Here is a 22,709-nt window from a genome sequence, read left to right as displayed (position 1 = left end):
CTGCCCGACTTAACTGCCGCGACGGCGGATCACTCCTTCCTGCATGGTGCTCGCCACCAGCATGCCGTCGCGGGTAAAGAACTGGCCGCGTACCAGACCGCGACCACTGCTGGCGCTCGGGCTGTCTACCACGTAGAGCAGCCAGTCGTCGAAGCGGAAATCCCGGTGGAACCACATGGAGTGGTCGATGGTGGCCACCTGCATATCCGGCTCCCAGTACGACACCCCGTGGGGCTGCAGCGAGGTGAGCAGGAAGTTGAAGTCGGAGGCGTAAGCCAGCAGGTATTTGTGGATCCGCAGATCATCCGGCATCTGGCCATTGGCCTTGAACCAGACGTGACGCACCGGATCCTGCACCGTCGGGCGGATCGGATCGACCAACGTGACCGGGTGCATCTCGATGGGCTGCTCGCAGAGGATCTTGTCCCGCAGCGAGGCCGGGATCAGGTTCTCGTAGGGGCGCACCAGCTCCAGCTCGCTCTTGAGCTCTTCCGGTGGGGTGATGCCGGTGGGCATCTGCGCCTGATGCTCGAAGCCGTCGGCGGGCACCTGAAACGAGGCGTTGAGATAGAAGATCGGCTTGCCGCCCTGAATAGCCTTGACCCGACGGGTGGAGACGGTCTGGCCGTCGCGAATATTCTCCACGTCATAGACGATGGGGCGGGTCACATCCCCCGGACGCAGGAAGTAGGAGTGAAAACTGTGAACCTGACGGCCAGTCTCGACCGTCTGCTTGGCGGCTGACAAGGCCTGCCCCATTACCTGTCCGCCAAACACGGCCCGCAGACCGAGATCCTGGCTCTGGCCCCGAAACAGGCCCTCCTCGATTTTTTCCAGCGCCAGCAACGCCAGCAGCTCATCAAGTACCTTGCTCATCGTTCACTCCTCTATCAGAGCCGCACAGGCTAACAAGCTCACCGGAGCAGAGCAACCACGGCGACGAGTCTGCGGGCGATCAGACGACAGAAACGCCACTCAACCTCTTTTCAGCCTCCCCTTTTGCAAGCGATGGGGGGTCATTTGATACAAAAAAAGCCCGCACCAGATGGTGCGGGCCTTTTGCTTGGCCGACTGCGCGCTATTTGACGGCACGCAGTTCGCAACGGGCTGTCGGCTTACTTGCTGCCGGTACCTGAGTTGCGGGTAGAGGCTTGCGGCTTGCGACGGGCGGTGGTGGCGCGAGCGCGGGGCTCTTTGCCCTGCATCTCTTTGTGTCGCTGCACGGCGCGACGGATCTGGGCGGCCTGCTTGTGACGGCTGGTTTTGCCATCCTGCTGCAGATCGACCTTGGATTCGGTCTCGTTGGGCAGATGGACCAGGCTACGCAGGTAGTTCACCTCGGGGAGTTTGAGCTCCTGCCAGCCACCACGCGGGATACCGCGGTCAAGGGTCACGTCGCCGTAGCGAATACGCATCAGGCGGCTGACCTGCACTTCCTGGGATTCCCACAGGCGGCGCACTTCACGGTTGCGACCTTCGGTCAGGGTGACGTTGAACCACTGGTTCAGCCCCTCACCGCCAGCCGGTTTGATCTTGGTGAATCTGGCGGTGCCATCTTCCAGCTGTACGCCCTTGCGCAGACGCTGCAACATGGCTTCGGTGATCTCGCCAAAGACGCGCACCGCGTATTCCCGCTCTACCTGATGGCTCGGGTGCATCAGACGGTTAGCCAGCTCACCATCGGTGGTGAACAAGAGCAGACCGGAGGTGTTGACGTCGAGACGGCCGACCGCGATCCAGCGGGCACCGTCCATCTTGGGCAGACGATCAAACACGGTGGGACGACCTTCCGGATCGTGACGGGTACACATCTCCCCTTCCGGCTTGTGGTAAGCCAGTACGCGGCAGATCACTTCCTCTGCCCCGCGGGTCTTGACCTGGTGACCATCCACCCGGATCACGGCGTTCACTTCGACGCGATCCCCCAGTGTGGCGACCTTGCCATCCACACTGACCCGACCTGCGGTGATCAGGGCCTCCATCTCACGACGGGAGCCGTGACCCGCGCGGGCCAACACTTTTTGCAGTTTTTCACTCATCGGGGTTACCTGATTGTTGATCGCTGCCCACAGGTAAAAGGGGCAACGGGGTTAACTGTAACAAACGCCGGTTGGAGCACTCGCCACAGTTGAAAAATGTATATCTCGGTGACATCGGCACACTTGGGTGCCATTCACCGAGCATCGTTCTCCCCGTCCACCGCAGAGGGCAACAGGGGTTGCAGCTCCGGATCCAGCTCGGGGAGCTGCTCCAGACTCTGCAGATTAAAGTAATCCAGAAACTCTCTGGTGGTGGCGAGCAGCTCGGGGCGACCGGCCACCTCTTTGTGGCCGATGCTGCGCACCCAGCCACGCTCTTTCAGGGTATTCACTATCTGGCTCGACACCGCCACCCCGCGGATCGCTTCGATCTCGGCCCGGGTGATGGGTTGGCGATAGGCGATCAGGGTCAACGTCTCCATCACGGCGCGCGAATAGCGCGGCGCCCGCTCGCTCCAGAGCCGTGAGAGCTCCTCGGCATACTCCTGACGCGCCTGAAAGCGCCAGCCGGAGGCGACCTCTTTGAGCTCGACGCCCCGCGAGCTGTAATCTTGCCTGATCTCGGCCAACAGCAGCTGAACATAGCGACTGGTCACCGGATAATCGGCCAGCACGCTGCTTTTCAGCTCGCTGACATTGAGCGGACGACCGGCCACAAACAGCGCCGCTTCGATCAAGGTCTTGAGTCGTTCAGTGGGCAGCGCCACGGTTGCCCTCCTCGCTCTGCTCGGCCAATGCGAAATGCACTGTGACCCAGGGGGTCTGGCTGCAACACAACAGACGGGATGCACGCTCAATGGGTCTGTTCACGTTTCTCATTCTCTTCTGCAGCCAACGCGAAATGGATTGGGCCGAGTGGTTCTGCCTGCAGGATCCAGATCAGTTGCTCCTTGCACAGCTCCAGCAGGGCCAGAAACGTCACCAGTACCCCCATGCGCCCCTCTTCGGCGCGCAGCACCTGCTCAAGGCGCAGGGTCTGCCCCAGCGTGAGCATGGCGAGGATCTCCGCCATGCGTACCCGGGTCGGGATCTGTTCGCGGCGGATCTGGTGATGTTCGAAATGAGTCGCGCGTTTTACCACACTTTGCATGTAAAGGGCGAGCTCAACCAGCGAAACATCGGGCGCCAGTGGCTTGAGAGCACCAAAATCGGGGGGCAAGGCGGCGGCGATAAAGATCTCCCGCTCCACCCGTGGCAACTCGTTGAGGCGCTCGCCTCCCACCTTGTAGCGTTCGTACTCCTGCAGGCGGCGGATCAGGGTCACCCGCGGGTCTTCCCCCTCCTCTTCATCCTCCAGCTCCGGCGCCTTGGGTAGCAACAGGCGGGATTTGATCTCCGCGAGCCAGGCCGCCATCAGCAGATACTCAGCCGCCAGCTCAAGGTTGAGCCCCTGCATCAGCTCCACGTACTCCATGTACTGGGCGGTGATCTGCAGGATAGGCAAATTGAGGATATCGAGCTGCTGGCGCCGGATCAGGTAGAGCAGCAGATCCAGCGGCCCCTCGAAGGTATCGAGGAACACCTCCAGCGCATCAGGCGGGATGAACAGGTCCTGGGGCAGCTCGTGATAGGGCTGTCCCAGGACTTTCGCGATGGGTAGGATGGAGCCAGCCCCCGTCTCGGCGGAGGGGACTGTCACCGGTTCAGCGACATCACTCAAACGGGGTCGGATCCCCGGCGCCGCGACGACGCAATACCGGCTCGTCGTCAGAGAAATCGACTACTGTGGTGGGCTGCTCGCCCAGATAGCCGCCGTTGACCACCAGATCGATCTGCTTGCCCAGCTTGTCGAAGATCTCTTCCGGGTCGAACTCGGCCATCTCGGAGTCCGGCAGGATCAGGGTGGTGGAGAGCAGCGGCTCACCGAGGGCTTCCAAGAGCGCCTGGGCGATCTTGTTGTCCGGAATACGGATACCGATGGTCTTCTTCTTCTCGTTCATCAGGCGGCGCGGCACCTCTTTGGTCGCCTTGAAGATGAAGGTGTAGGCGCCCGGGGTGTTGTTCTTGATTAGGCGAAACGCGCTGTTGTCGACCTTGGCGTAGGTCGCGATCTCGGAGAGATCGCGGCACACCAGAGTAAAGTCGTGGGTCGCATCGAGACGACGGATGCGGCAGATGCGCTCCAGCGCGCCTTTTTCACCCATCTGGCAACCCAGCGCATAACCGGAGTCGGTCGGATAGACGATGACGCCGCCGTTCTGGATGATCTGTACCGCCTGACCGATCAATCGGGCCTGGGGGTTTTCCGGATGTACGTAAAAATGCTGACTCATAGCTTGTTCTCGCAATGGGGGCAGCAATACCTGCCCGCTCGTATGGTCACGGGTCAATAACCCATGACACTACCTTAACCTGTTTGTGGCCGCTTCGCTGGTGCCGTTACCGACTTGCCAGCAGCTCGGCGTGTTGCTCGGTGGTGAGCCCAAAGTGACAGGGATAGGCCAGCCACACTATGGCCATTCCCTCTTGCCCGGTTTACACCCTATTGCGCTGACGCCGTTAGCGACTCGCCAGCAGCTCTGCATGTTGCTCGGTGGTGAGCCCAAAGTGACCGGGATAGGCCAACCAGACGGGCATTCCCTCTTTGGGCAGCCAGAGGTGGCGGCCCAGTTCGGTCCAGTTGGAGGGGAAGTGAAAATCCGATCCCACCGAGATATAGAGGTCGTGATCCTTGGCCCACTGGCCCAGATTGGCCCGCTCCTGCGGGCTCTGCTGGGGCAATGAGACCTCCATGGCATCGCCACCGGCCGCCTTGAAGGCCACCAGCAGCCGCTTGATCCACTTGGAGGTGAGATCGTAACGGCTGGGGTGGGCCAGCACCGCCAGCCCACCGGCAGCGTGAATAGCAGCGATGGCTTCGCTCATCTCGGGCCACTCGGCCGGGGCATACCCTTTATTGCCACGGCTCAGGTACTTTTTGAATACCTTCTGCATGTTGTCGGCCACCCCGCGTGCCACCAGCACCCGGGCAAAGTGGGCGCGGGTCACGGCAGCATCACCGGCCAGCGCCTTGGCCTCTTCATAGGTGCCGGGGATGAGACACTTCTCCAGACGACGCCCGATTTCCAGCGCGCGCGCCTCGCGACGGGCCAGCTGACCGGCCAGAAAGTCGGTCAGCTGCGGATTTTTTTCATCCACCCCCAGCGCCACGATATGAATTTCGTGATGCTCCCAGCCGGTGGAGATCTCGACCCCGCTCACCAGTCGCAGCGGCAGTTGCTCGGCGTCGATGGTGCGGCGCACCTCATCAAGCCCGGCGAGGGTGTCGTGGTCAGTAACTGCTAACACCTCGACCTGTTTCTCGGCGGCGCGGCGCACCAGTTCGGCTGGGCTCAGCACCCCGTCGGAGGCAGTGGTATGGCAGTGAAGATCGAATCTCATCAGGTTATTCCGCTCTCGTGGTCAGGTCACCATTCATGGCAAATCGGTGAAAGAAGGCTAAAAAGCGACTTGACTTGGCCGCGGCTTTATCGTTTTCTGTAGGCACTTCATTGCAAACATCTTTTTACAGGACTTTATCATGCAAACGACTTCCATCCTGACCATCTGGTGGTGGCACACTCCCTGACATGCGGGCGTGTGGTCGTTGCTGTACCTGTAATCTGACAGCAAATTAAGAACCCAAAGAAAAAGCCCGCTGACCCCAGCGGGCTTTTTTATTATCCGGCAAATGGACCTGTGATGAAACCGAGAATTCAGACAAGCAAGCTGACCTGGCGATGGCGCCCCTGAGCCAGCCACCCCGGACCAATTAAATTTCTAAGGAATTCAACGTCATGAACATCGGTAAAACGCATCACACGCAAGGGAACGCACTATGACAGCCACACATCGCCTTCCTCTGGGTGAATTCGATACCCTCAAGCTCAACGCCCCCTATGTGGCCGATCCGCTGGCGCTCTATACCCGCCTCTGTCAGGGCCGCCCCAACAACCTGCTGCTGGAATCGGTGGAGATCGACTCCAAGGCGGGCAAACAGAGCCTGCTGCTGGTGGATGCTTGCCTGCGCATCGAGTGCCGTGGTCGCACCGTGCGGGTACGCAGCCTGAACGACAACGGCGCCCAGTTGCAGAGCCTGCTGGCCGAGCGGCTGCCTGCGGTGGTGGCCCGCTCGCTGGTAGATGGCGAGCTGCAGCTCGACTTCCCGGCCTCCGATCGGGAGCAAGACGAAGATTCCCGCCTCAAGGGGAGCAGCGTGCTGGACGTGCTGCGCACCCTGCAGCGGGAGCTTGATTGCCAGTTGGGTAAAGAAGCGCTGTTTATGGCGGGCAGCTTTGCCTACGACCTGATCGCCTCATTTGAAGATCTGCCCGACGTGCCGGAAGGGAGCAACGACTGCCCCGACTACTGCTTCTACGTGGCCGAGACCCTGATCACCATCGACCATATCGAACGCACCACTCAACTGCTGGCCTGCATCTTTGGCGGCGACAGCGACGAGAGCCAGGTGGAAGACAGATACACCCGCCTGACCGAACGGCTCACCGACTTCAAACAGATTTGCCAGCAACCCCTCTGCGCCGAGCTGACCACCCAGCCCCTGACCGGTGGCATGAGCGTGGACAAGAGCGACAAGCAGTTCTGCGCCGAGGTGGAGAAGCTCAAGGGCTTTATCCGCCGTGGCGACATCTTCCAGGTGGTGCCGTCCCACTGCTTCTCCCTGCCCTGCCCAAGCCCCCTGGCCGCCTATCGCCGCCTCAAGCAGACCAACCCCAGCCCCTACATGTTCTACGTGCAGGATGAGGGCTTCACCCTGTTTGGCGCCTCGCCGGAGAGCGCGGTGAAATTCTGCGCCGCCAGCCGCGATGTGGAGATGTACCCCATCGCCGGTACCCGCCGCCGCGGCTTCAACCCCGATGGCAGCATCAACCGGGATCTCGACGGCCGCATCGAGCTGGAGCTGCGTCAGGACGAAAAAGAGGTGGCCGAGCACCTGATGCTGGTGGATCTGGGCCGCAACGACATCGCCCGCATCTCGGAGCCCGGCACCCGCTACGTCAAGGAGCTGCTGAAAGTGGATCGCTACAGCCACGTGATGCACCTGGTCTCCAAGGTGGTCGGCACCTTGCGTTCCGACCTTGACGCCCTGCACGCCTATCAGGCCTGCATGAACATGGGCACCCTCACCGGCGCCCCCAAGATCCGCGCCAGCGAGCTTATTCGCATGGTGGAAGGCAAGCGCCGCGGCAGCTACGGCGGCGCGGTTGGCTACATCAACGGCGCAGGCGAGATGGATACCTGCATCGTCATCCGCTCGGCTTTCGTGAAAGATGGCGTGGCCCACGTACAGGCCGGTGCAGGGGTGGTCTATGACTCCAAGCCGCAAGCCGAAGCGGACGAAACCCGCGCCAAGGCGGCCGCCGTACTGGCCGCCATCGCAGCCAGCCATGGCACCTCCCTGCAAGCCCTGAGCGCCCAGCAGGAGCAACATAAGGACGTGAGCCATGACTAATATCTTCCTGCTCGACAACTTCGATTCATTTACCTACAACCTCGTCGATCAGTTCCGCTCCCTCGGTTATCCGGTGCGGATCTACCGCAACAGCCTGCCGGCCAGCCGCATCATGAGCGAGATCGCCGCCTGCGAAGGGGATGCGGTGCTGGTGCTCTCCCCGGGGCCGGGCGCACCCCATGAAGCGGGTTGCCTGATTGATCTGATCAAGCTGGCCCGCGGTCAGGTGCCTATCCTCGGCATCTGCCTCGGCCATCAGGCCCTGTGCGAAGCCTACGGTGGCACCGTCGGCGCGGCAGGCGAAATTGTCCACGGCAAGCGTTCGCTGATTGAGCACAACTGCCACGGCGCCTTCGCCGGTCTGCCGAGCCCGCTGCCGGTGGCCCGCTACCACTCGCTGGTCGCTACCTATGTACCGGAAGAGCTGACGGTGATTGCCCACTATCAGGGCATGCCCATGGCCATCGAGCAGCAGGATGAGCGGGTGCTGGGCTTCCAGTTCCACCCGGAATCCATCATGACCTCGGAAGGGGCCCGTCTGCTGACTCAGGCGCTCGCCCATATCACCCGTCCAGAAAGCAGCGTGCGGTAAGGAGACCAACATGCATCAACATCTCAACATCCTCTATCAGGGTCAGTCTCTGAGCCGTGAAAGTACCTGTGACGCCTTCGGCCAGGTGGTTCGTGGCGAAGTGGATCCCATAGTGCTCGCCAGTCTCCTGACCGCACTCAAGATCAAGGGGGAGACCCCGGAGGAGATCGCCGGCGCCGCCGAGGCGCTCTTGGCGGAAGCGCGCGACTTCCCGCGTCCGGATTATGAGTTCTGCGACATCGTCGGCACCGGTGGCGATGGCCTCAACACCATCAACGTCTCCACCACCTCGGCGCTGGTCGCCGCCGCCTGCGGCCTGAAAGTGGCCAAGCACGGCAACCGCTCGGTCTCGAGCAAGTCGGGTTCGAGCGATCTGCTCGATAAAATGGGCATCAAGCTCGACATGAGCCCGGCGCAGGCGCGCCGCTGTCTGGACGAGCTCGGCATCTGCTTTTTGTTCGCCCCCCAGTACCACGCCGGGGTGCGCCACGCCATGCCGGTGCGTCAGGCCCTCAAGACCCGCACCCTGTTCAACGTGCTGGGGCCGCTTATCAACCCCGCTCGTCCCACCTATCAGCTGATGGGGGTCTATGCCCCCGAGCTGGTGCGTCCTATCGCAGAAACCCTGCTGGCACTGGGGCTGAAAACCGGTATGGTGGTTCACGGCGCCGGGCTCGACGAGATTGCCATCCACGGCCCGACCCAGGTGGCCCAGATCCGTGACGGCGAAATCCGTGAATATATGATCACCCCGGCTGACTTTGGCCTCGAGACCTACCCGGTCAGCGCCATTCAGGGTGGGGAACCTGAAGAGAACCGCGCCATTACCGCCGCCATTCTGGAAGGGCGCGGCACCCCGGCCCACAACGCCGCCATCGCCGCCAACGTGGCGCCACTGCTGCTGATGGCGGGCAAGGCGACCGATCTCAAGAGCGCGGCGGCCGAGGTGCTGGCGGTGCTGGCGAGCGGCAAGGCAGCGGATCTGGCTGCTCGGCTCGCCACTTTGAGCCATCAGGAAGCGGGCAATCAGGAGGCATGATGTCAGCCACCATGTCGCACAGCAGTCATTCAGAACGCCCACAGGGCAAGAGCCAGTTTCGCAAGGATAACGAGATGTCAGACCTTATTGCCCCCCATGCATTTCTGAACATGGCCTCCATCAGCCAGACCATTCTCGGCAAGATCGTGGCGGCCAAGCAGGAGTGGGTTGCCGCCCGCAAGCTGGCCCAACCGCTGGAGAGCTTCCAGAGCGCGCTGACCCCCAGCGATCGGGATTTCGTCGGGGCGCTCAAGGCCGGCTCCACACGCTTTATTCTGGAATGCAAGAAGGCCTCCCCCTCCAAGGGCTTGATCCGCGACGATTTCAGCCCGGAGGCCATCGCCGACATCTATGGCAAATACGCCACCGCCATCTCGGTGCTGACCGACGAGAAGTTCTTTCAGGGGGATTTCGCCTTTTTGCCGCGGGTACGCAGCCGCGTCAGCCAGCCGGTGCTCTGCAAGGATTTCATGATTGACCCCTATCAGGTCTATCTGGCCCGCCACTATCAGGCGGACGCCATCCTCTTGATGCTCTCGGTGCTCACCGACGAGGGCTATCGCGCCCTGTTCGCGGTGGCCAAGGAGCTGGGTCTGGGCGTGCTGACCGAGGTGAGCAACGAGGAGGAGCTGACCCGCGCCATCGCGCTGGGGGCGCCGGTGATTGGCATCAACAACCGGGATCTGCGCGACTTGAGCGTTGATCTGAACCGCACCAAACAGCTGGCCAAAGACATTCCGAGCGATCGGGTGGTGATCAGCGAATCCGGCATCAATCACCGCGCTCAGGTGGCGGAGCTGCGCCACCACGCCAAGGGCTTTCTGGTGGGCTCATCCCTGATGGCCGAGCCGGATCTGGAGGCGGCAGTGCGCAAGCTGGTACTGGGCCAGAACAAGGTGTGCGGCCTGACCCGTGCCGAGGATGCCGCCGCTGCCCATCAGGCGGGTGCGGTGTTTGGCGGCCTGATTTTTGTTGCCAAAAGCCCGCGCTATGTGGACATTCCCGCCGCCCGCGCCGTGATGGCGGGCGCACCGCTTAGCTTTGTCGGAGTATTTCGCAACGCCCAGCCCGCCACCATCGTCAAGACAGTGGAGGCGCTGGGGCTCGCCGCGGTGCAGCTGCACGGGGATGAAGATGCCGCCTATCTCGAGGGATTGCGTCCGCTGCTGCCGGCTGGCTGCCAGATCTGGAAGGCAATTGGAGTCACAAGTGGCGAACCGCTGCCTGCCCTCGACTATCCGGCCGATCGGCTGCTGCTGGATACCAAAGTAGGCAGCCAGAGCGGCGGCACCGGTCAGGCGTTCGACTGGGCCATGCTGGCCACGCTCGACAAGAGCAAGTTGATGCTGGCGGGCGGCCTCAATCCCGACAACGCCCTGCAGGCAGCGCAAGTGGGCTGCCTCGGCCTTGATTTCAACTCCGGGGTGGAGAGTGCCCCGGGCCAGAAGGATGCGCACAAGATTGCAGCCGCCTTCGGCGCTCTGCGCCAACTGTGAAAAAGCGCTGCGAACCCGCTAAACACATGCACCAAATGAATGAATCGCTTAAGCCTATAAATACAAGGAATAGTCTATGACCCTGCTCAACCCGTTTTTCGGTGAATTTGGCGGTATGTATGTACCCCAAATCCTTATCCCGGCCCTGCTCCAGCTGGAGAAAGCCTTCGTCGATGCCAAGGATGATCCCGCCTTTATCGCCGAGTTTCAGTCCCTGCTGACCGAGTATGCCGGTCGCCCGACGCCGCTCACCCTGACCCGCAATCTGACCAAGGGCACCAAGACCCGCCTCTATCTCAAGCGTGAAGATCTGCTGCACGGCGGCGCCCACAAGACCAACCAGGTGCTCGGTCAGGCGCTGCTGGCCAAGCGGATGGGCAAGAGCGAGATCATCGCCGAGACCGGTGCCGGTCAGCATGGCGTCGCCACTGCCCTGGCCTGCGCCCTGCTCGGCCTCAAGTGCCGGGTCTATATGGGCGCCAAGGATTGCGAGCGCCAGAAACCCAACGTATTTCGCATGAAGCTGATGGGCGCCACCGTCATTCCGGTGCACTCCGGCTCCAGCACCCTGAAAGATGCCTGCAACGAGGCGCTGCGCGACTGGGCTGCCAACTACGAGTCGGCCCACTACCTGCTCGGCACCGCCGCCGGCCCGCACCCCTTCCCCACTATCGTGCGGGAGTTCCAGAAGATGATCGGCGAAGAGGCCAAGGCCCAGTGCTTCGAGAAGGAAGAGCGACTGCCCGATGCGGTGATCGCCTGCGTCGGCGGTGGGTCGAACGCCATCGGCATGTTTGCCGACTTTATCGATGAGCCGTCGGTGCGCCTGATCGGCGTCGAGCCGGGTGGTCACGGTATCGAGAGCGGCGAGCACGGTGCGCCACTCGGCCACGGCAGCAAGGGGGTCTTCTTTGGCATGCACTCCTACCTGATGCAGGACAATCAGGGCCAGATTCAGGAGTCCTACTCCGTCTCGGCAGGGCTCGACTTCCCCTCCGTCGGCCCGCAGCACGCCCATCTGGCCGCCATCGGCCGCGCCGAGTACCCCTCGGTGACCGACAAGGAGGCGCTGGACGCCTTCCAGGAGCTGGCCAAATCCGAAGGCATCATACCCGCGTTGGAGTCCTCCCACGCGCTGGCCCACGCCCTCAAGATGGCCCGCAGTGAACCGGAAAAAGAGCAGGTGCTCATCGTCAACCTCTCCGGCCGTGGCGACAAAGATATCTTCACCGTTGCCGACATCTTTGAAAAAGAAGGAACCTTGTCATGAATCGCTACGCACAACTCTTCTCCCGTCTGGACGAGGCCAATCAGGGCGCTTTTGTGCCGTTCGTGATGCTGGGTGACCCCACCCCCGAATTGTCACTGGCCATCGTCGATGCGCTGGTCGCAGGGGGCGCCGATGCCCTCGAGCTCGGCATTCCCTTCTCCGATCCGGTAGCGGATGGCCCCACCATTCAGGGCGCCGCCCTGCGTGCCTTTGCCAGCCACACCACCCCGGACGGCTGCTTCGAGCTGCTTGGCCGCATCCGCGCCAAGTACCCGCAACTGCCCATTGGCCTGCTGGTCTACGCCAACCTGGTCTATGTGCGCAAAATTGACGGCTTCTACGAGAAGTGCCAGCAGGCGGGCGTGGACTCCGTGCTGGTCGCCGACGTGCCGGTGCAGATGTGCGCTCCCTACAAGGCGGCCGCCGACAAGTTCGGCATCGACAGCATCTTTATCGCCCCGCCCAATGGCGACGCCGAGACCCTGAAACAGGTGGCGGAGCTCGGCAATGGTTACACCTATCTGGTGAGCCGCGCTGGCGTCACCGGCGCCGAGACCAAGGCCGGTATGCCGGTGGATGGGCTGATCAATACCCTGCGCGAGTTCAATGCCCCCCCCGCCCTGCTCGGCTTTGGCATCAGCGAGCCGGCTCAGGTGCGTGAAGCCATTGCCGCTGGCGCCGCCGGTGCCATCTCCGGCTCCGCCGTGGTCAAGATCATCGAGACCCACCACCAGAACCCGGAACATATGCTCACTCGTCTGAAAGAGTTTGTGGAAGGGATGAAGGCCGCGACCAATCGATAAGGGGCGGCATTGGTCAAATGCCATTGGCCATGTTTGCAAAAAGGGAGCCTGACAGGCTAATGCCGATCAGTTAAGGATCCATTGACCGAGCCTCCTTATTTGTAAAAATCCGAAACCTATTGATTTGGTTTCGGATTTTTTATGCGTATCGACCAAGTTCTCGACCGCCTTCATGCCCGCGGCACGCTATCCCGCAACCTGATATCCAGCCCCTTTGCTCTGCACTCGCCGTTGCCTTCATCCGTACAACCATTTATGCAAAATAAATTGCATCATCAATGGTGCTACTGACGGATTGAACCCACAGTGGGCGCGATCAGTCTCTCTTGAGCAACATGCATGAAATAGCAATAACACAATGAATAACCTGCTTTAACAGGAATAATTCTCAACGGTGCGCCGTGCCGATGAGGTAGACAAGACAATCTGAAATCGTTTTCTTTTTTGGGCAATAAGCTGTCTAAAATCAAATAAAGTTGTAAATAATCTTTGTTATTGTGAGCATATAGCAAGCGGCCTCCCTGTCGCTTCCCCTGCTGGCTCCGCCAGATGCAGCATTTTCTGCGCCTTGAAAGCGAGTTTATGACGCCATGATCACCATCACCCTCGATGGGGCTCAGTTGACGGTTGACCCGACCAGAACCCTGCTCCAGATAGCCAAACAGCACCAGATCGACATCCCCTCCCTGTGCGGTGACAACACCAGCGCCCCCAAAACGCCGTGCGATCTCTGCGTGGTCGAGATTGCCGGTCTCGGCATCCGGCGCGCCTGCGAGACGCGCCCCGAGGCAGGGATGATGATCACGACGCACAGCGATGCCCTGCGCGCGCACCGCCAGCAGGCGCTCGGCCGCATCCTTTCGGATCACTACGCCGATTGCGAGGCCCCCTGCCAACGAGCCTGTCCAGCCGGGGTGGACATTCAATCCTATCTGCATCACATCGCCATGGGGGAGCACGAGGCGGCAATGGCCGTCATCAAGCAGACCCTGCCGATGCCGCTCTCCATTGGCCGGGTCTGCCCTGCTTTTTGTGAGGCGGAGTGCCGCCGCGCGCTGGTGGATGAGCCGCTGGCCATCCGCCAGCTCAAGCGCCACGCCGCCGATCTCGATCTGGCCGAGGTGGCCCCCTATCAACCGGCAAAGAAGCCCGCCAAGGGCAAGCGGGTTGCCATTATCGGCAGCGGCCCGGGCGGCCTCACCTGCGGTTACTATCTGGGTTACGAGGGGTTCGAGGTCGACCTGTTCGAGGCGATGCCCGAGGCGGGTGGCTGGCTGCGCTACGGCATCCCCGAATACCGGCTGCCCAAGGCGATCCTCGATCAGGAGATCGCGCTGATGTGCCAAAGCGGCATGCGGATCCACACCCAGCAGCGACTGGGCAACCAGATCACGCTGTCGGCACTGTGCCGCGACTACGATGCGGTCTGTCTGGCGGTTGGCGCCTCCAAGGCAGTGCCGATGGATTACCCGGGCAGCACTCTGGCCGGTTGCTATCTCGGGGTCGATTACCTCAAGGATCGGATGCTGGCCAAGCGGCTCACCACTGGCAAGAGGGTTGCGGTGATCGGCGGCGGCAACACCGCCATCGACTGCGCCCGCACGGCTGTCAGGCTGGGGGCTGAAACCACCCTTATCTATCGTCGCACCCGCGCCGAGATGCCCGCCGAAGCGTACGAGATCGACGAGGCGGAGCAGGAAGGAGTGCGCTTCATGATGCTCACCAATCCGGTGGAGAATCTGCCGGACAGCCGTGGTCGCGTCTGTCAGGTGCGCCTCGAGAAGATGGCCCTCGGCGAGCCGGACGCCTCCGGTCGCCGCCGCCCGGAGCCCACCGGCGAGTACCTCATTGAAGAGTTTGATACCGTGATTGCGGCGGTATCGCAGCAGCCGGATCTCAGCTTTATGGAAGGAGAGCCCCTCACCCTCCCCTTCACCCGCTGGCAGACTTTAGAGTCCGATCCCGAGACCATGCACAGCGGCCACGGCAACCTGTTCGCCATCGGCGATCTGCGCCGTGGGCCCGCCACCGCTATCGAGGCGGTCGCCGATGGCCGCAAGGCCGCGCTGGCCATCGATCAGTTCCTCCACGGTGACATGATCGATCCGGTTCGCCCCTTCAACGCCTGCAAGGCACCCACACTTAAGCAGGTCGATCCCGCCCAGTTTGCTCACCTGAAAAAAGTCGCCCGCACCATCATGCCCCATCTGGCAGATAAGGAGCGCGAAGGAAGCTTTGCCGAAGTGGAGCGTGGCTTGAGTGATGCCGATGCCCGCAGCGAGGCCAGCCGCTGCCTCGAGTGCGGCTGTCAGGCCAACACCGATTGTGCACTGCGCGACTACGCCACCGAATACAAGGTCGAGCAGAGCGCTCTCGATACCAGCCAGTGCCAGAAATTTGCCGTGGACAACAGCAGCGAATTTATCGTCTTTGATGCCAACCGCTGCATCGGCTGCGGCCAGTGCGTGCAGACCTGTGGTGAGCAAGCGGTGCAGGGGGTGCTGCGCTTTGCCAAGCACAGCGATGGCACCCTCTCGAACCGGCCGCAGTTCGACAGCGGGCTGGCGATGGGCGACTCCCATTGCGTGCAGTGCGGCGCCTGCGTACAGGTCTGCCCCACCGGTGCCTTGGTGGATGCCCGCGACAAGTCGCAGGGGCGCACCGAGCTGCTCACGCCGGTCAATACCATCTGCACCTACTGCGGGGTCGGCTGCGGTGTCACCCTCTATGTCGATGAGGCGAACAACCGCATCCGCTATGTGGAGGGGAATCGCAACTCACCGGTCAATCAGGGGCTGCTCTGCGTCAAGGGACGCTTCGGCTTTGACTTTATCCAGAGCGAGGAGCGCCTCACCACCCCGCTCATCCGCAAGGATGGCGAGCTGGTGCCCGCCAGCTGGCAGGAGGCCATCGCCCTGGTGGCCGAGCGCTTCACCGCCCTGCGCCAGCACTATGGCAGCGATGCACTGGCGGGTTTCTCGTCGGCCAAAACCACCAACGAAGAGAACTACCTGTTCCAGAAGTTCATGCGTCGGGAGCTGGGCACCAACAACGTGGATCACTGCGCGCGGCTCTGCCACGCCTCCACCGTTACCGGGCTGGAGGCGTCGCTCGGCAGCGGCGCCATGACCAACGACATCCCGAGCATCGACCACTCGGATCTCATCTTCATCATCGGCTCCGACACCTCGGCGGCCCACCCCATCATCGGCTCCCATATCAAACGGGCCGTCACCACGGGCAAGGCGCGGCTGGTAGTGGCCGATCCCAAGCGGATCGAGATGGCCGACCATGCCAGCCTCTATCTGGCCCACCGCCCCGGCACCGACGTGATGCTGCTCAACGGCCTGATGCAGCAGATCATCCAGCACGACTGGCACGACAAGGCCTACATCGCCGCACGAGTGGAAGGGTTCGAGGCGCTGCAAGCAGAGGTGCTCTCCCCGGCCTATGCACCGGACAAGGTGGCTTTGGTCACCGGCGTACCGGCCGAGCAGGTGATCGCGCTCGCCCGCCTCATCGGCACCGCCGAGCGCACTGCCATCTACTACTCCATGGGGATCACCCAGCACACGACCGGCCACGACAACGTGCGGGCCATCGCCAACCTGCAACTGCTGTGCGGCAACATCGGCATCGAAGGAGGCGGCATCAACCCGCTGCGGGGCCAATCCAACGTGCAGGGTGCCTGTGACATGGGGGCACTGCCCAACTGCCTGCCAGGCTATCAGAAGGTGGCCAACCCCGAGGTACATGCCCGCTTCGCCACCGCCTGGCAGCAGCCGGACTTGCCGCGCACACCCGGCCTTACCCTCACCGAGACCATAGATGCCGCTTGCGCGGGTAACATCAAGGGGCTCTATGTGATGGGTGAAAACCCGGTGCTGAGCGATCCGGACCAGCATCACGTCATCGAGGGGCTCAAACAGCTGGAGTTTCTGGTGGTGCAGGATATCTTCCTCTCCGAAACTGCCCAACTGGCCGATGTGGTACTCCCCTCCTGCTCCTTTGCCGAGAAAAGCGGCCACTTCACCAACACCGAGCGGCGGGTGCAGCGCATCTCCCCCGCCCTCAAGGCGCCGGGTGACGCGCGGGAGGATTGGTGGATCATCCAGCAGATCGCCAACGCCATGGGTGGCGACTGGCGCTATCAAAACGCACAGGAGATCACCGCCGAGATCTGCCGGGTTACCCCGCAATACGCTGGCATCCAGTGGGACAAGGTGGGAGTGCAAGGGCTGCAGTGGCCCTGCAACGACGCGGCCCCCGACGGCACTCGCCTGCTCCACGGCAAGCAGTTCACCCGTGGCAAGGGGGAGATGGTCGCTACCCCGTTCCGCTATGCCGCCGAACTGCCCGACGAGACCTATCCCATCGTGCTCACCACCGGCCGCCTGCTGGAGCAGTTCCACACCGGCACCATGACCCGCAAGACCAAGGGGCTCGACAAGCTGGCTGGCCCGCGGGTGATGATGAGCGTGGTGGATGCGCAGCGGTTGGGGATCAGCAACAGCGAGCGGGTGAAGGTCACCAGCCGCCGCGGCCATATCGAACTGCCCGCCTTCGTCACCAAACGGATGCAGCCGGGCGTGGTCTTTATCCCGTTCCACTTCGCCGAAGCCCCGGCCAACCGGCTCACCATCAATGCCACCGACCCCCACGCCAAGATCCCCGAGTTCAAGGTGGCGGCGGTACGCATCGACAAGCTGACCAGCCCGCTCCCCTCTGCACCACAGCAAGTGATGGAGAAGGTCAGAGCGGAATAGACAGCATCATCAGGCTGAGCCAGCCCAATAGTAATGAGCCATCCCTCGGGTGGCTCATTACGTTCACCAACACCGTCGAACGGCAGATGGTCCCCCGCTCAAACAGCTATTGTTCCAGAGGCATTTGTATTGGCCTCACCACCCGAACCACCTCACATTTATCCAGAACGCCCTCATAAATCAGCGGGTATTGTCCAGACGCATCTGCAATCAGATCTATCCTGAAATTGTCACCATGTGATGCACACAGGGTCGTTCTGTTATGTCGCTGCAAGTTGTTCGCCGTTCCTTGGACGAAGGGCTTGCGATGTCGGGGGAGCATTCAAGTGAGTAAGCGCAAAATCGAAAACAAGGGCAAAAAAACACCTGCCTCAAGCAATAAAATCACGGTGTTGTCTCCAGATCAGCGCAGGGCTCAAGGTAAAGCGCTGCGCGACAAGGTACCTCGCAGTACCCATGCGGGCTGGACATCGCCAGCCGATCGGCGCGACCCCATTGACATACTGATTGAATCCAATCGCGGCCGAGTGCCTGAACTGATCCCGATCCGTTTTGGCCGGATGCTCGAATCTCCATTTGCTTTTTTCCGCGGATCGGCGGCCATCATGGCGGCCGATCTTGTTCATACCCCGGTGTCGGGCGTATTCGCGCAGGCCTGCGGTGATGCTCACCTGATGAACTTCGGTGGCGTTGCAACCCCGGAGCGTCAGATCAATTTTGATATCAACGACTTCGATGAAACCCTGCCGGCGCCATGGGAGTGGGATTTGAAGCGATTGGCAGCGAGCATCGTCATTGCTGCACGTCATCTTGAACTGTCGGAAAGCGCGGCAGCCAAGGCGACCAGGGCATCTGCCAGAGCCTATCGAGAGCGGATGATGGATTACTCGTCCATGCGTGCATTGGATATCTGGTATGACCGGGTAACCCTCGACGATGTATTGGCAGAAGCCCCCAATGAAGAGGTGCGCACGCGCATCATGAAACGTATTCAGAAAGCGCAGGAAAGCAGTTCATCCGAGGTTATTTTCCTGAAACTGGCCGAATTCGATGGTGAACAACCACGGATCAAAGACAATCCCCCGCTCATATTCCATGTCGTTCAGGAATCTGGCGAAGGGTTCGACCATCAAGCAGCGCTGGCAACCTATCGCGACTCATTACCCGAACACATCAGACGACTCTTTGATCGTTTCCAGCTATGCGATGTAGCAGCCAAAGTTGTCGGCGTGGGAAGCGTTGGCACCCGCTGCCTCGTCTCTTTGTTTATGGCCGCTGACAACGACCCCTTATTTTTGCAGGTCAAGGAGGCTCGTCCATCCGTCCTCGAACCCTATGCAGGGAAAAGCCAGCATGCCAACCATGGCGAGCGCATTGTCGCAGGGCAACGGCTCATGCAAGCGGCAACCGACATCTTTCTCGGTTGGACCCTTGCCCAAAATGGCCAGCACTTTTATTTCAGGCAGCTCAGGGATGTCAAAATCAGCGCGATTATTGAGGGGTGGGATGCCGAACTACTGTCGATTTACGGCACCTTGTGCGCCAGGGTATTGGCTCGCGCCCATGCACGTTCGGGAGATGCCGGATTGATAGCCGGCTACATGGGGAGCAGTCAGTCGTTTGATGAGTCAATTTGTGAATTTGCCGTTGAATATGCAGATCAGGTTCGCCGGGATTACCGCGAGTTCGTCAAGGCCGTCCACCATGAGCGACTGGAGGCTCTGCGCGATCCGGTGTAGCCAATGGCGCATCGGCAAGCTGGTAACGCACCAAGGTGCAGGTTCAGTGAAACGGAGCGCAACGGGCGTCACCTTGCAGACAATCGCAATGTGGGCATCCAAAAGACACATGGGCGGGGCTTAAAAAGCAAAGACGGGGCATGGAATATAATTTAGCAAAACAATGGGTTAGCTTCACTACGAAGCTAACCCATTGTTTTGTTTGGTGCCGATAAGGGGAATCGAACTCCTGACCTTCGCATTACGAATTATAACACCCATCGTCTAAACACATCCAAGAAAGTCTTAACAATAAACCATATCACACTGATTTATAACACAATTTAAATAATGATCGTCCGTGTTTGTCCAAAGAGATACTCACATATACAATGACAATAAAGTACGCCGACAAGTACGCGAGACGCCATGATAAAAACTGATCGAGAATGTAGAGCCTTAGTACCTGAAGAAGGAAAACAACGGATTGTCAAGGCAGTCTATAGTGGAGGAAACAAGGGCTTATGTCTTGAAGCTAGAGCTGGAGCACAAACCAAAAGCTGGCTCTATAGATATTACATAGCTCAAAAGCAAACGAAGATGACTCTTGGGAACTATCCTGCAATGAGTCTGGCACTGGCCCGAGAAACCCATGCTCGAATGGTTGTATTCGTTAAACAAGGCATTGATCCCCGAGAGGCAGTGTTAAGTTCCAAGCAAAAAAATGAACAAATGCCTACATTGAACGAATTTTTCGAGCAATGGATTCAACATAAAGCCAATGCCAAACGTAGTAATCGGAAGTATATGGAAATCGGTGCAAGAACTGTCTCTGACTATCGAAGCATCTACAAAACGCATCTAGCGAATGCTCTAGGTAAACTCCGAGTATGTGACATATCAATGGCTGTATTGCATCAACATTATCAAAAGCTCCAAAAAGGGAGCTTGGAGGGCTTACGTAAATCAATGGGGTTGATGAATCAAATGATGGATGAATCAGTCAGAAAACAACTTATTGATTCAAATCCGACATTAGCTCTAAAACCAAAAATTTATAATGCTACCCCTAACGACCCAAGGCAACGATCTTTATCTACTATTGAATTGGCTAGATTGTGGAAAACAATAGATGAAAACTCGGTAAAATGGAGAGAACACAGTACCAATGGTAAAAATAAAACCACTTCAATGACCATGTCTACGAGTGTAGCCAATGCTATTAAAATAATTATTCTCACTGCTGTTCGCAGAGGAGAGGTTGCTTCTATGGAGTGGTCACACCTAAATGATGAGGAATGGCTCATTCCGGATACTAAAAATAAAATTCCACACGTAGTAACTCTATGTCCGCTAGCAAAACAAATCATTTCTGAGCAAAGAAAAATCACATCAAAGACATGTAAATTTGTTTTCGAATCATGTGTCAGACCTGAATTCCCGATAACTGGTGATGCAATAACTCGCGCACTTAGCAGACTACAAGAAGCAAAGATGATAGATATTGAACACTTCACATTACATGACCTCAGACGTAGCGTTTCAAATGGTTGTGGGCGTGAACTTAATGCAACGCCTTTTGAAGTAGAACACCTACTTAATCACACAATCAGTGATAGATTATCTAGAATTTATCAAGGTGAGTCTATGCGTGACAAAGACAAGCTTAAAAAGTTATTCTTGGGTTGGGGGAATTTCGTTAGCCAGTACATTGCAAATAATCCTGAACATATGGACCAAGATATCAGACATGATAACGTCATTAAAATTAACTTCCGTAAATGATGAGGTTCAGACACTACACTAACATGTAGACCTACCATCAGTTATCATCAAACAAATCGGAGAGCACCATGAGAGTCGATTTAGCTCATGACTTGAAGCCTAGATTAGCTATAACTGACTCACTAATTGAGAACCTTAATATTCCACATCATCCATTGATGGTTCATTTATGGATAGTTTCTGGCGTAAAACCAGAAACTATCCCTCAGCTCGCTAAAATGGTTATGACAGATGTTGGCACGATATGCCACCTCACCGGCATTAGCAAGAATACTATTTCACGTAAACTCAGAACAAATACACCTCTGACTATTCAACAAGGTTCTAGGGTTTATGGTGTTATATTGGCTCTGGATGCGGCTCGCTCCCTAAATGAAAATGATAATACCAAATCCATAGCATGGCTACATCAACCAGCTAAGGGACTTGGCGGGAAAATGCCAGCTGAACTGTTGAGTACATCAGTAGGAGTTCAAGCAGTGGTAGACTTAGTAGGACGAATTGAACATGGTGTCTACTAATATAAGACAACACATCTGGCTGCCATAATTTTAGTTTTTCCTCGCGTAGCGAGAAAAGATCCAGATTTATTATAATTAAAGGGGGGGGCCCCCCTTGCATTCCGTAAAAACATCTATAAAAATCATTGTTACTCATTATGAGTATACTCTTCAAAAAAAATGTCATCTTCTAAATATTGAGCATACAACTTATATGCTAACTGTTGAGCCATATTGGATATACTTGTATCCACGTCGGGGGGAGTCAATGCAGGAAGAATTTTACCTGGTAATGAGAAAGTATAACTTTCATCGCCACTGTGCATATCATAACTTGTAGTTGTATCTGTCGACGTCATTAAATCAAACCCTAACTCTTTAGCAAGAAATATCCATACCCAACACCGGAATGAGTCTTCCTTATCATAATCACTAACCAGCTTACATATTGCGTCAACAGAACCATTGATTGCACTAACAATCCACCAATAATAAGCATTCACCACCATGCCACGAGTTTCACATTCTATTGCAATAGATTCACTACGTTTACTGCCGCCCATATAGCCAATGTATAAAGAGGAATCAAGTCCATGTGATGCCAACTCGAACACAGCATCCATATCAAATGACATTGCAGCTTTTTTCAAGTGATGATACCAATAAATGTATCGTTCTTTATCTGTGTCAACTAATGCATTAATATCAGCACTATTAAAGCCACTGGCTATTCTGTACAATTTTTGATGAAGTTCAAAATCGGTAAATGACGAGGCATTTCGGTCTGCAAATGCACTTAGCTGGACCAACCCCTGGTGTACTAATGGCGAATTAAATTCATTCTGTTTAAACATATTCATTAATTCCCCAGCATAATGGTCTGAGGAGCTAAAGCGGCTAGCAGTAGTCGAATTAGGAGGAAGTTGACTACTCTTAATATAAAGCTGAGTAATGTAATCGTCGTTTAGGTGATTCCTCAAAATCTCTTTTACGCGTAGGCTTATAATACCCGCCTGCACTAACGATGTGGCCAACTTCTGAGTGATAAGCTCAGGAATACTAATACCCAGAATATTAGCTCTAGCCTCAATTGCACTTACATCCAACGCAACCTGCCATTTCGTATTACTGAGCAGAATCGCATCAGCTTGCAATGACGCGTAAGTACTGTAGCCATAGGCCGCAGCAATCATCTCGTAGATATGACTACGTTTGAGGGAGATGCCTAGTCAGGGTAAGAGCATGAATG

The 22,709-nt window shown here is 58.2% G+C and carries 17 protein-coding genes; 10 read left to right on the top strand and 7 right to left on the bottom strand.

The genetic code is table 11. From position 1 onward, the window contains the following. Positions 1 to 9: 9 nt before the first annotated feature. The 6 genes from tesB to rnm form a co-directional block, all read right to left on the bottom strand. A complete protein-coding gene (gene tesB, locus BN1115_RS02430; RefSeq protein ID WP_042655918.1) occupies positions 10 to 876 on the bottom strand; it encodes an acyl-CoA thioesterase II in 867 nt (288 codons plus the stop codon). A 239-nt stretch (positions 877 to 1,115) separates the two neighbouring features. After that, complete coding sequence (gene rluB, locus BN1115_RS02425; RefSeq protein WP_042655917.1) at positions 1,116 to 2,039, bottom strand: 23S rRNA pseudouridine(2605) synthase RluB; 924 nt, start codon at positions 2,037 to 2,039, stop codon at positions 1,116 to 1,118. A 134-nt stretch (positions 2,040 to 2,173) separates the two neighbouring features. Next, positions 2,174 to 2,746: an SMC-Scp complex subunit ScpB gene (gene scpB / locus BN1115_RS02420; RefSeq protein WP_005338125.1), complete on the bottom strand. Its 573-nt coding sequence runs from the start codon at positions 2,744 to 2,746 to the stop codon at positions 2,174 to 2,176. Between the two features lie 86 nt (positions 2,747 to 2,832). Then, positions 2,833 to 3,699, bottom strand: a complete 867-nt coding sequence (locus BN1115_RS02415; protein WP_042655916.1) for a segregation and condensation protein A — start codon at positions 3,697 to 3,699, stop codon at positions 2,833 to 2,835. Next, complete coding sequence (locus BN1115_RS02410; protein WP_042655915.1) at positions 3,692 to 4,312, bottom strand: L-threonylcarbamoyladenylate synthase; 621 nt, start codon at positions 4,310 to 4,312, stop codon at positions 3,692 to 3,694. The genes BN1115_RS02415 and BN1115_RS02410 overlap by 8 nt, the downstream gene beginning before the upstream one ends. Before the next feature lie 226 nt (positions 4,313 to 4,538). Further along, a complete protein-coding gene (gene rnm, locus BN1115_RS02405) occupies positions 4,539 to 5,420 on the bottom strand; it encodes an RNase RNM (RefSeq protein ID WP_042655914.1) in 882 nt (293 codons plus the stop codon). 436 nt (positions 5,421 to 5,856) lie between these two features. On the opposite strand from rnm, the gene BN1115_RS02400 reads away from it, so the two are divergent. The 10 genes from BN1115_RS02400 (at position 5,857) to BN1115_RS21455 (ending at position 21,481) form a co-directional block, all read left to right on the top strand. Next, positions 5,857 to 7,491, top strand: a complete 1,635-nt coding sequence (locus BN1115_RS02400; protein ID WP_042655913.1) for an anthranilate synthase component 1 — start codon at positions 5,857 to 5,859, stop codon at positions 7,489 to 7,491. Continuing rightward, a complete protein-coding gene (locus tag BN1115_RS02395; protein WP_042655912.1) occupies positions 7,484 to 8,083 on the top strand; it encodes an aminodeoxychorismate/anthranilate synthase component II in 600 nt (199 codons plus the stop codon). Before BN1115_RS02400 ends, BN1115_RS02395 begins: the two co-directional genes overlap by 8 nt. A gap of 10 nt (positions 8,084 to 8,093) precedes the next feature. Continuing rightward, on the top strand, positions 8,094 to 9,122 hold the full coding sequence (gene trpD / locus BN1115_RS02390; protein ID WP_042655911.1) for an anthranilate phosphoribosyltransferase: 1,029 nt from the start codon (positions 8,094 to 8,096) through the stop codon (positions 9,120 to 9,122). Beyond that, positions 9,122 to 10,618: a bifunctional indole-3-glycerol-phosphate synthase TrpC/phosphoribosylanthranilate isomerase TrpF gene (gene trpCF, locus BN1115_RS02385; protein ID WP_042655910.1), complete on the top strand. Its 1,497-nt coding sequence runs from the start codon at positions 9,122 to 9,124 to the stop codon at positions 10,616 to 10,618. Before trpD ends, trpCF begins: the two co-directional genes overlap by 1 nt. A gap of 76 nt (positions 10,619 to 10,694) precedes the next feature. Next, positions 10,695 to 11,888 (top strand): tryptophan synthase subunit beta, encoded by a 1,194-nt coding sequence (gene trpB, locus BN1115_RS02380; protein WP_005347359.1) that lies wholly within the window; start codon positions 10,695 to 10,697, stop codon positions 11,886 to 11,888. Then, a complete protein-coding gene (gene trpA, locus BN1115_RS02375) occupies positions 11,885 to 12,691 on the top strand; it encodes a tryptophan synthase subunit alpha (protein ID WP_042655909.1) in 807 nt (268 codons plus the stop codon). Before trpB ends, trpA begins: the two co-directional genes overlap by 4 nt. Before the next feature lie 590 nt (positions 12,692 to 13,281). Beyond that, positions 13,282 to 17,457 (top strand): formate dehydrogenase subunit alpha, encoded by a 4,176-nt coding sequence (fdhF, locus tag BN1115_RS02370; RefSeq protein WP_042655908.1) that lies wholly within the window; start codon positions 13,282 to 13,284, stop codon positions 17,455 to 17,457. A gap of 326 nt (positions 17,458 to 17,783) precedes the next feature. Continuing rightward, positions 17,784 to 19,196 (top strand): DUF2252 domain-containing protein, encoded by a 1,413-nt coding sequence (locus tag BN1115_RS02365; protein WP_042655907.1) that lies wholly within the window; start codon positions 17,784 to 17,786, stop codon positions 19,194 to 19,196. A gap of 408 nt (positions 19,197 to 19,604) precedes the next feature. Beyond that, positions 19,605 to 20,960, top strand: coding sequence for a tyrosine-type recombinase/integrase (locus BN1115_RS21460; protein ID WP_080768666.1), 1,356 nt, complete (start codon positions 19,605 to 19,607; stop codon positions 20,958 to 20,960). Positions 20,961 to 21,028: 68 nt separating this feature from the next. Next, positions 21,029 to 21,481, top strand: a complete 453-nt coding sequence (locus tag BN1115_RS21455; RefSeq protein WP_082034781.1) for an antitoxin Xre/MbcA/ParS toxin-binding domain-containing protein — start codon at positions 21,029 to 21,031, stop codon at positions 21,479 to 21,481. Positions 21,482 to 21,609: 128 nt separating this feature from the next. Here BN1115_RS21455 and BN1115_RS02360 read toward each other — a convergent pair whose 3' ends face one another. Next, on the bottom strand, positions 21,610 to 22,653 hold the full coding sequence (locus tag BN1115_RS02360; protein ID WP_042655906.1) for a hypothetical protein: 1,044 nt from the start codon (positions 22,651 to 22,653) through the stop codon (positions 21,610 to 21,612). Between the last annotated feature and the right edge of the window lie 56 nt (positions 22,654 to 22,709).

The organism is Aeromonas allosaccharophila, assembly GCF_000819685.1.
Taxonomy (GTDB): Bacteria; Pseudomonadota; Gammaproteobacteria; order Enterobacterales; family Aeromonadaceae; genus Aeromonas; species Aeromonas allosaccharophila.
The sequence above is the reverse complement of the archived record's forward strand: the minus strand, read 5'-3'. Positions and strand labels throughout refer to the sequence as shown.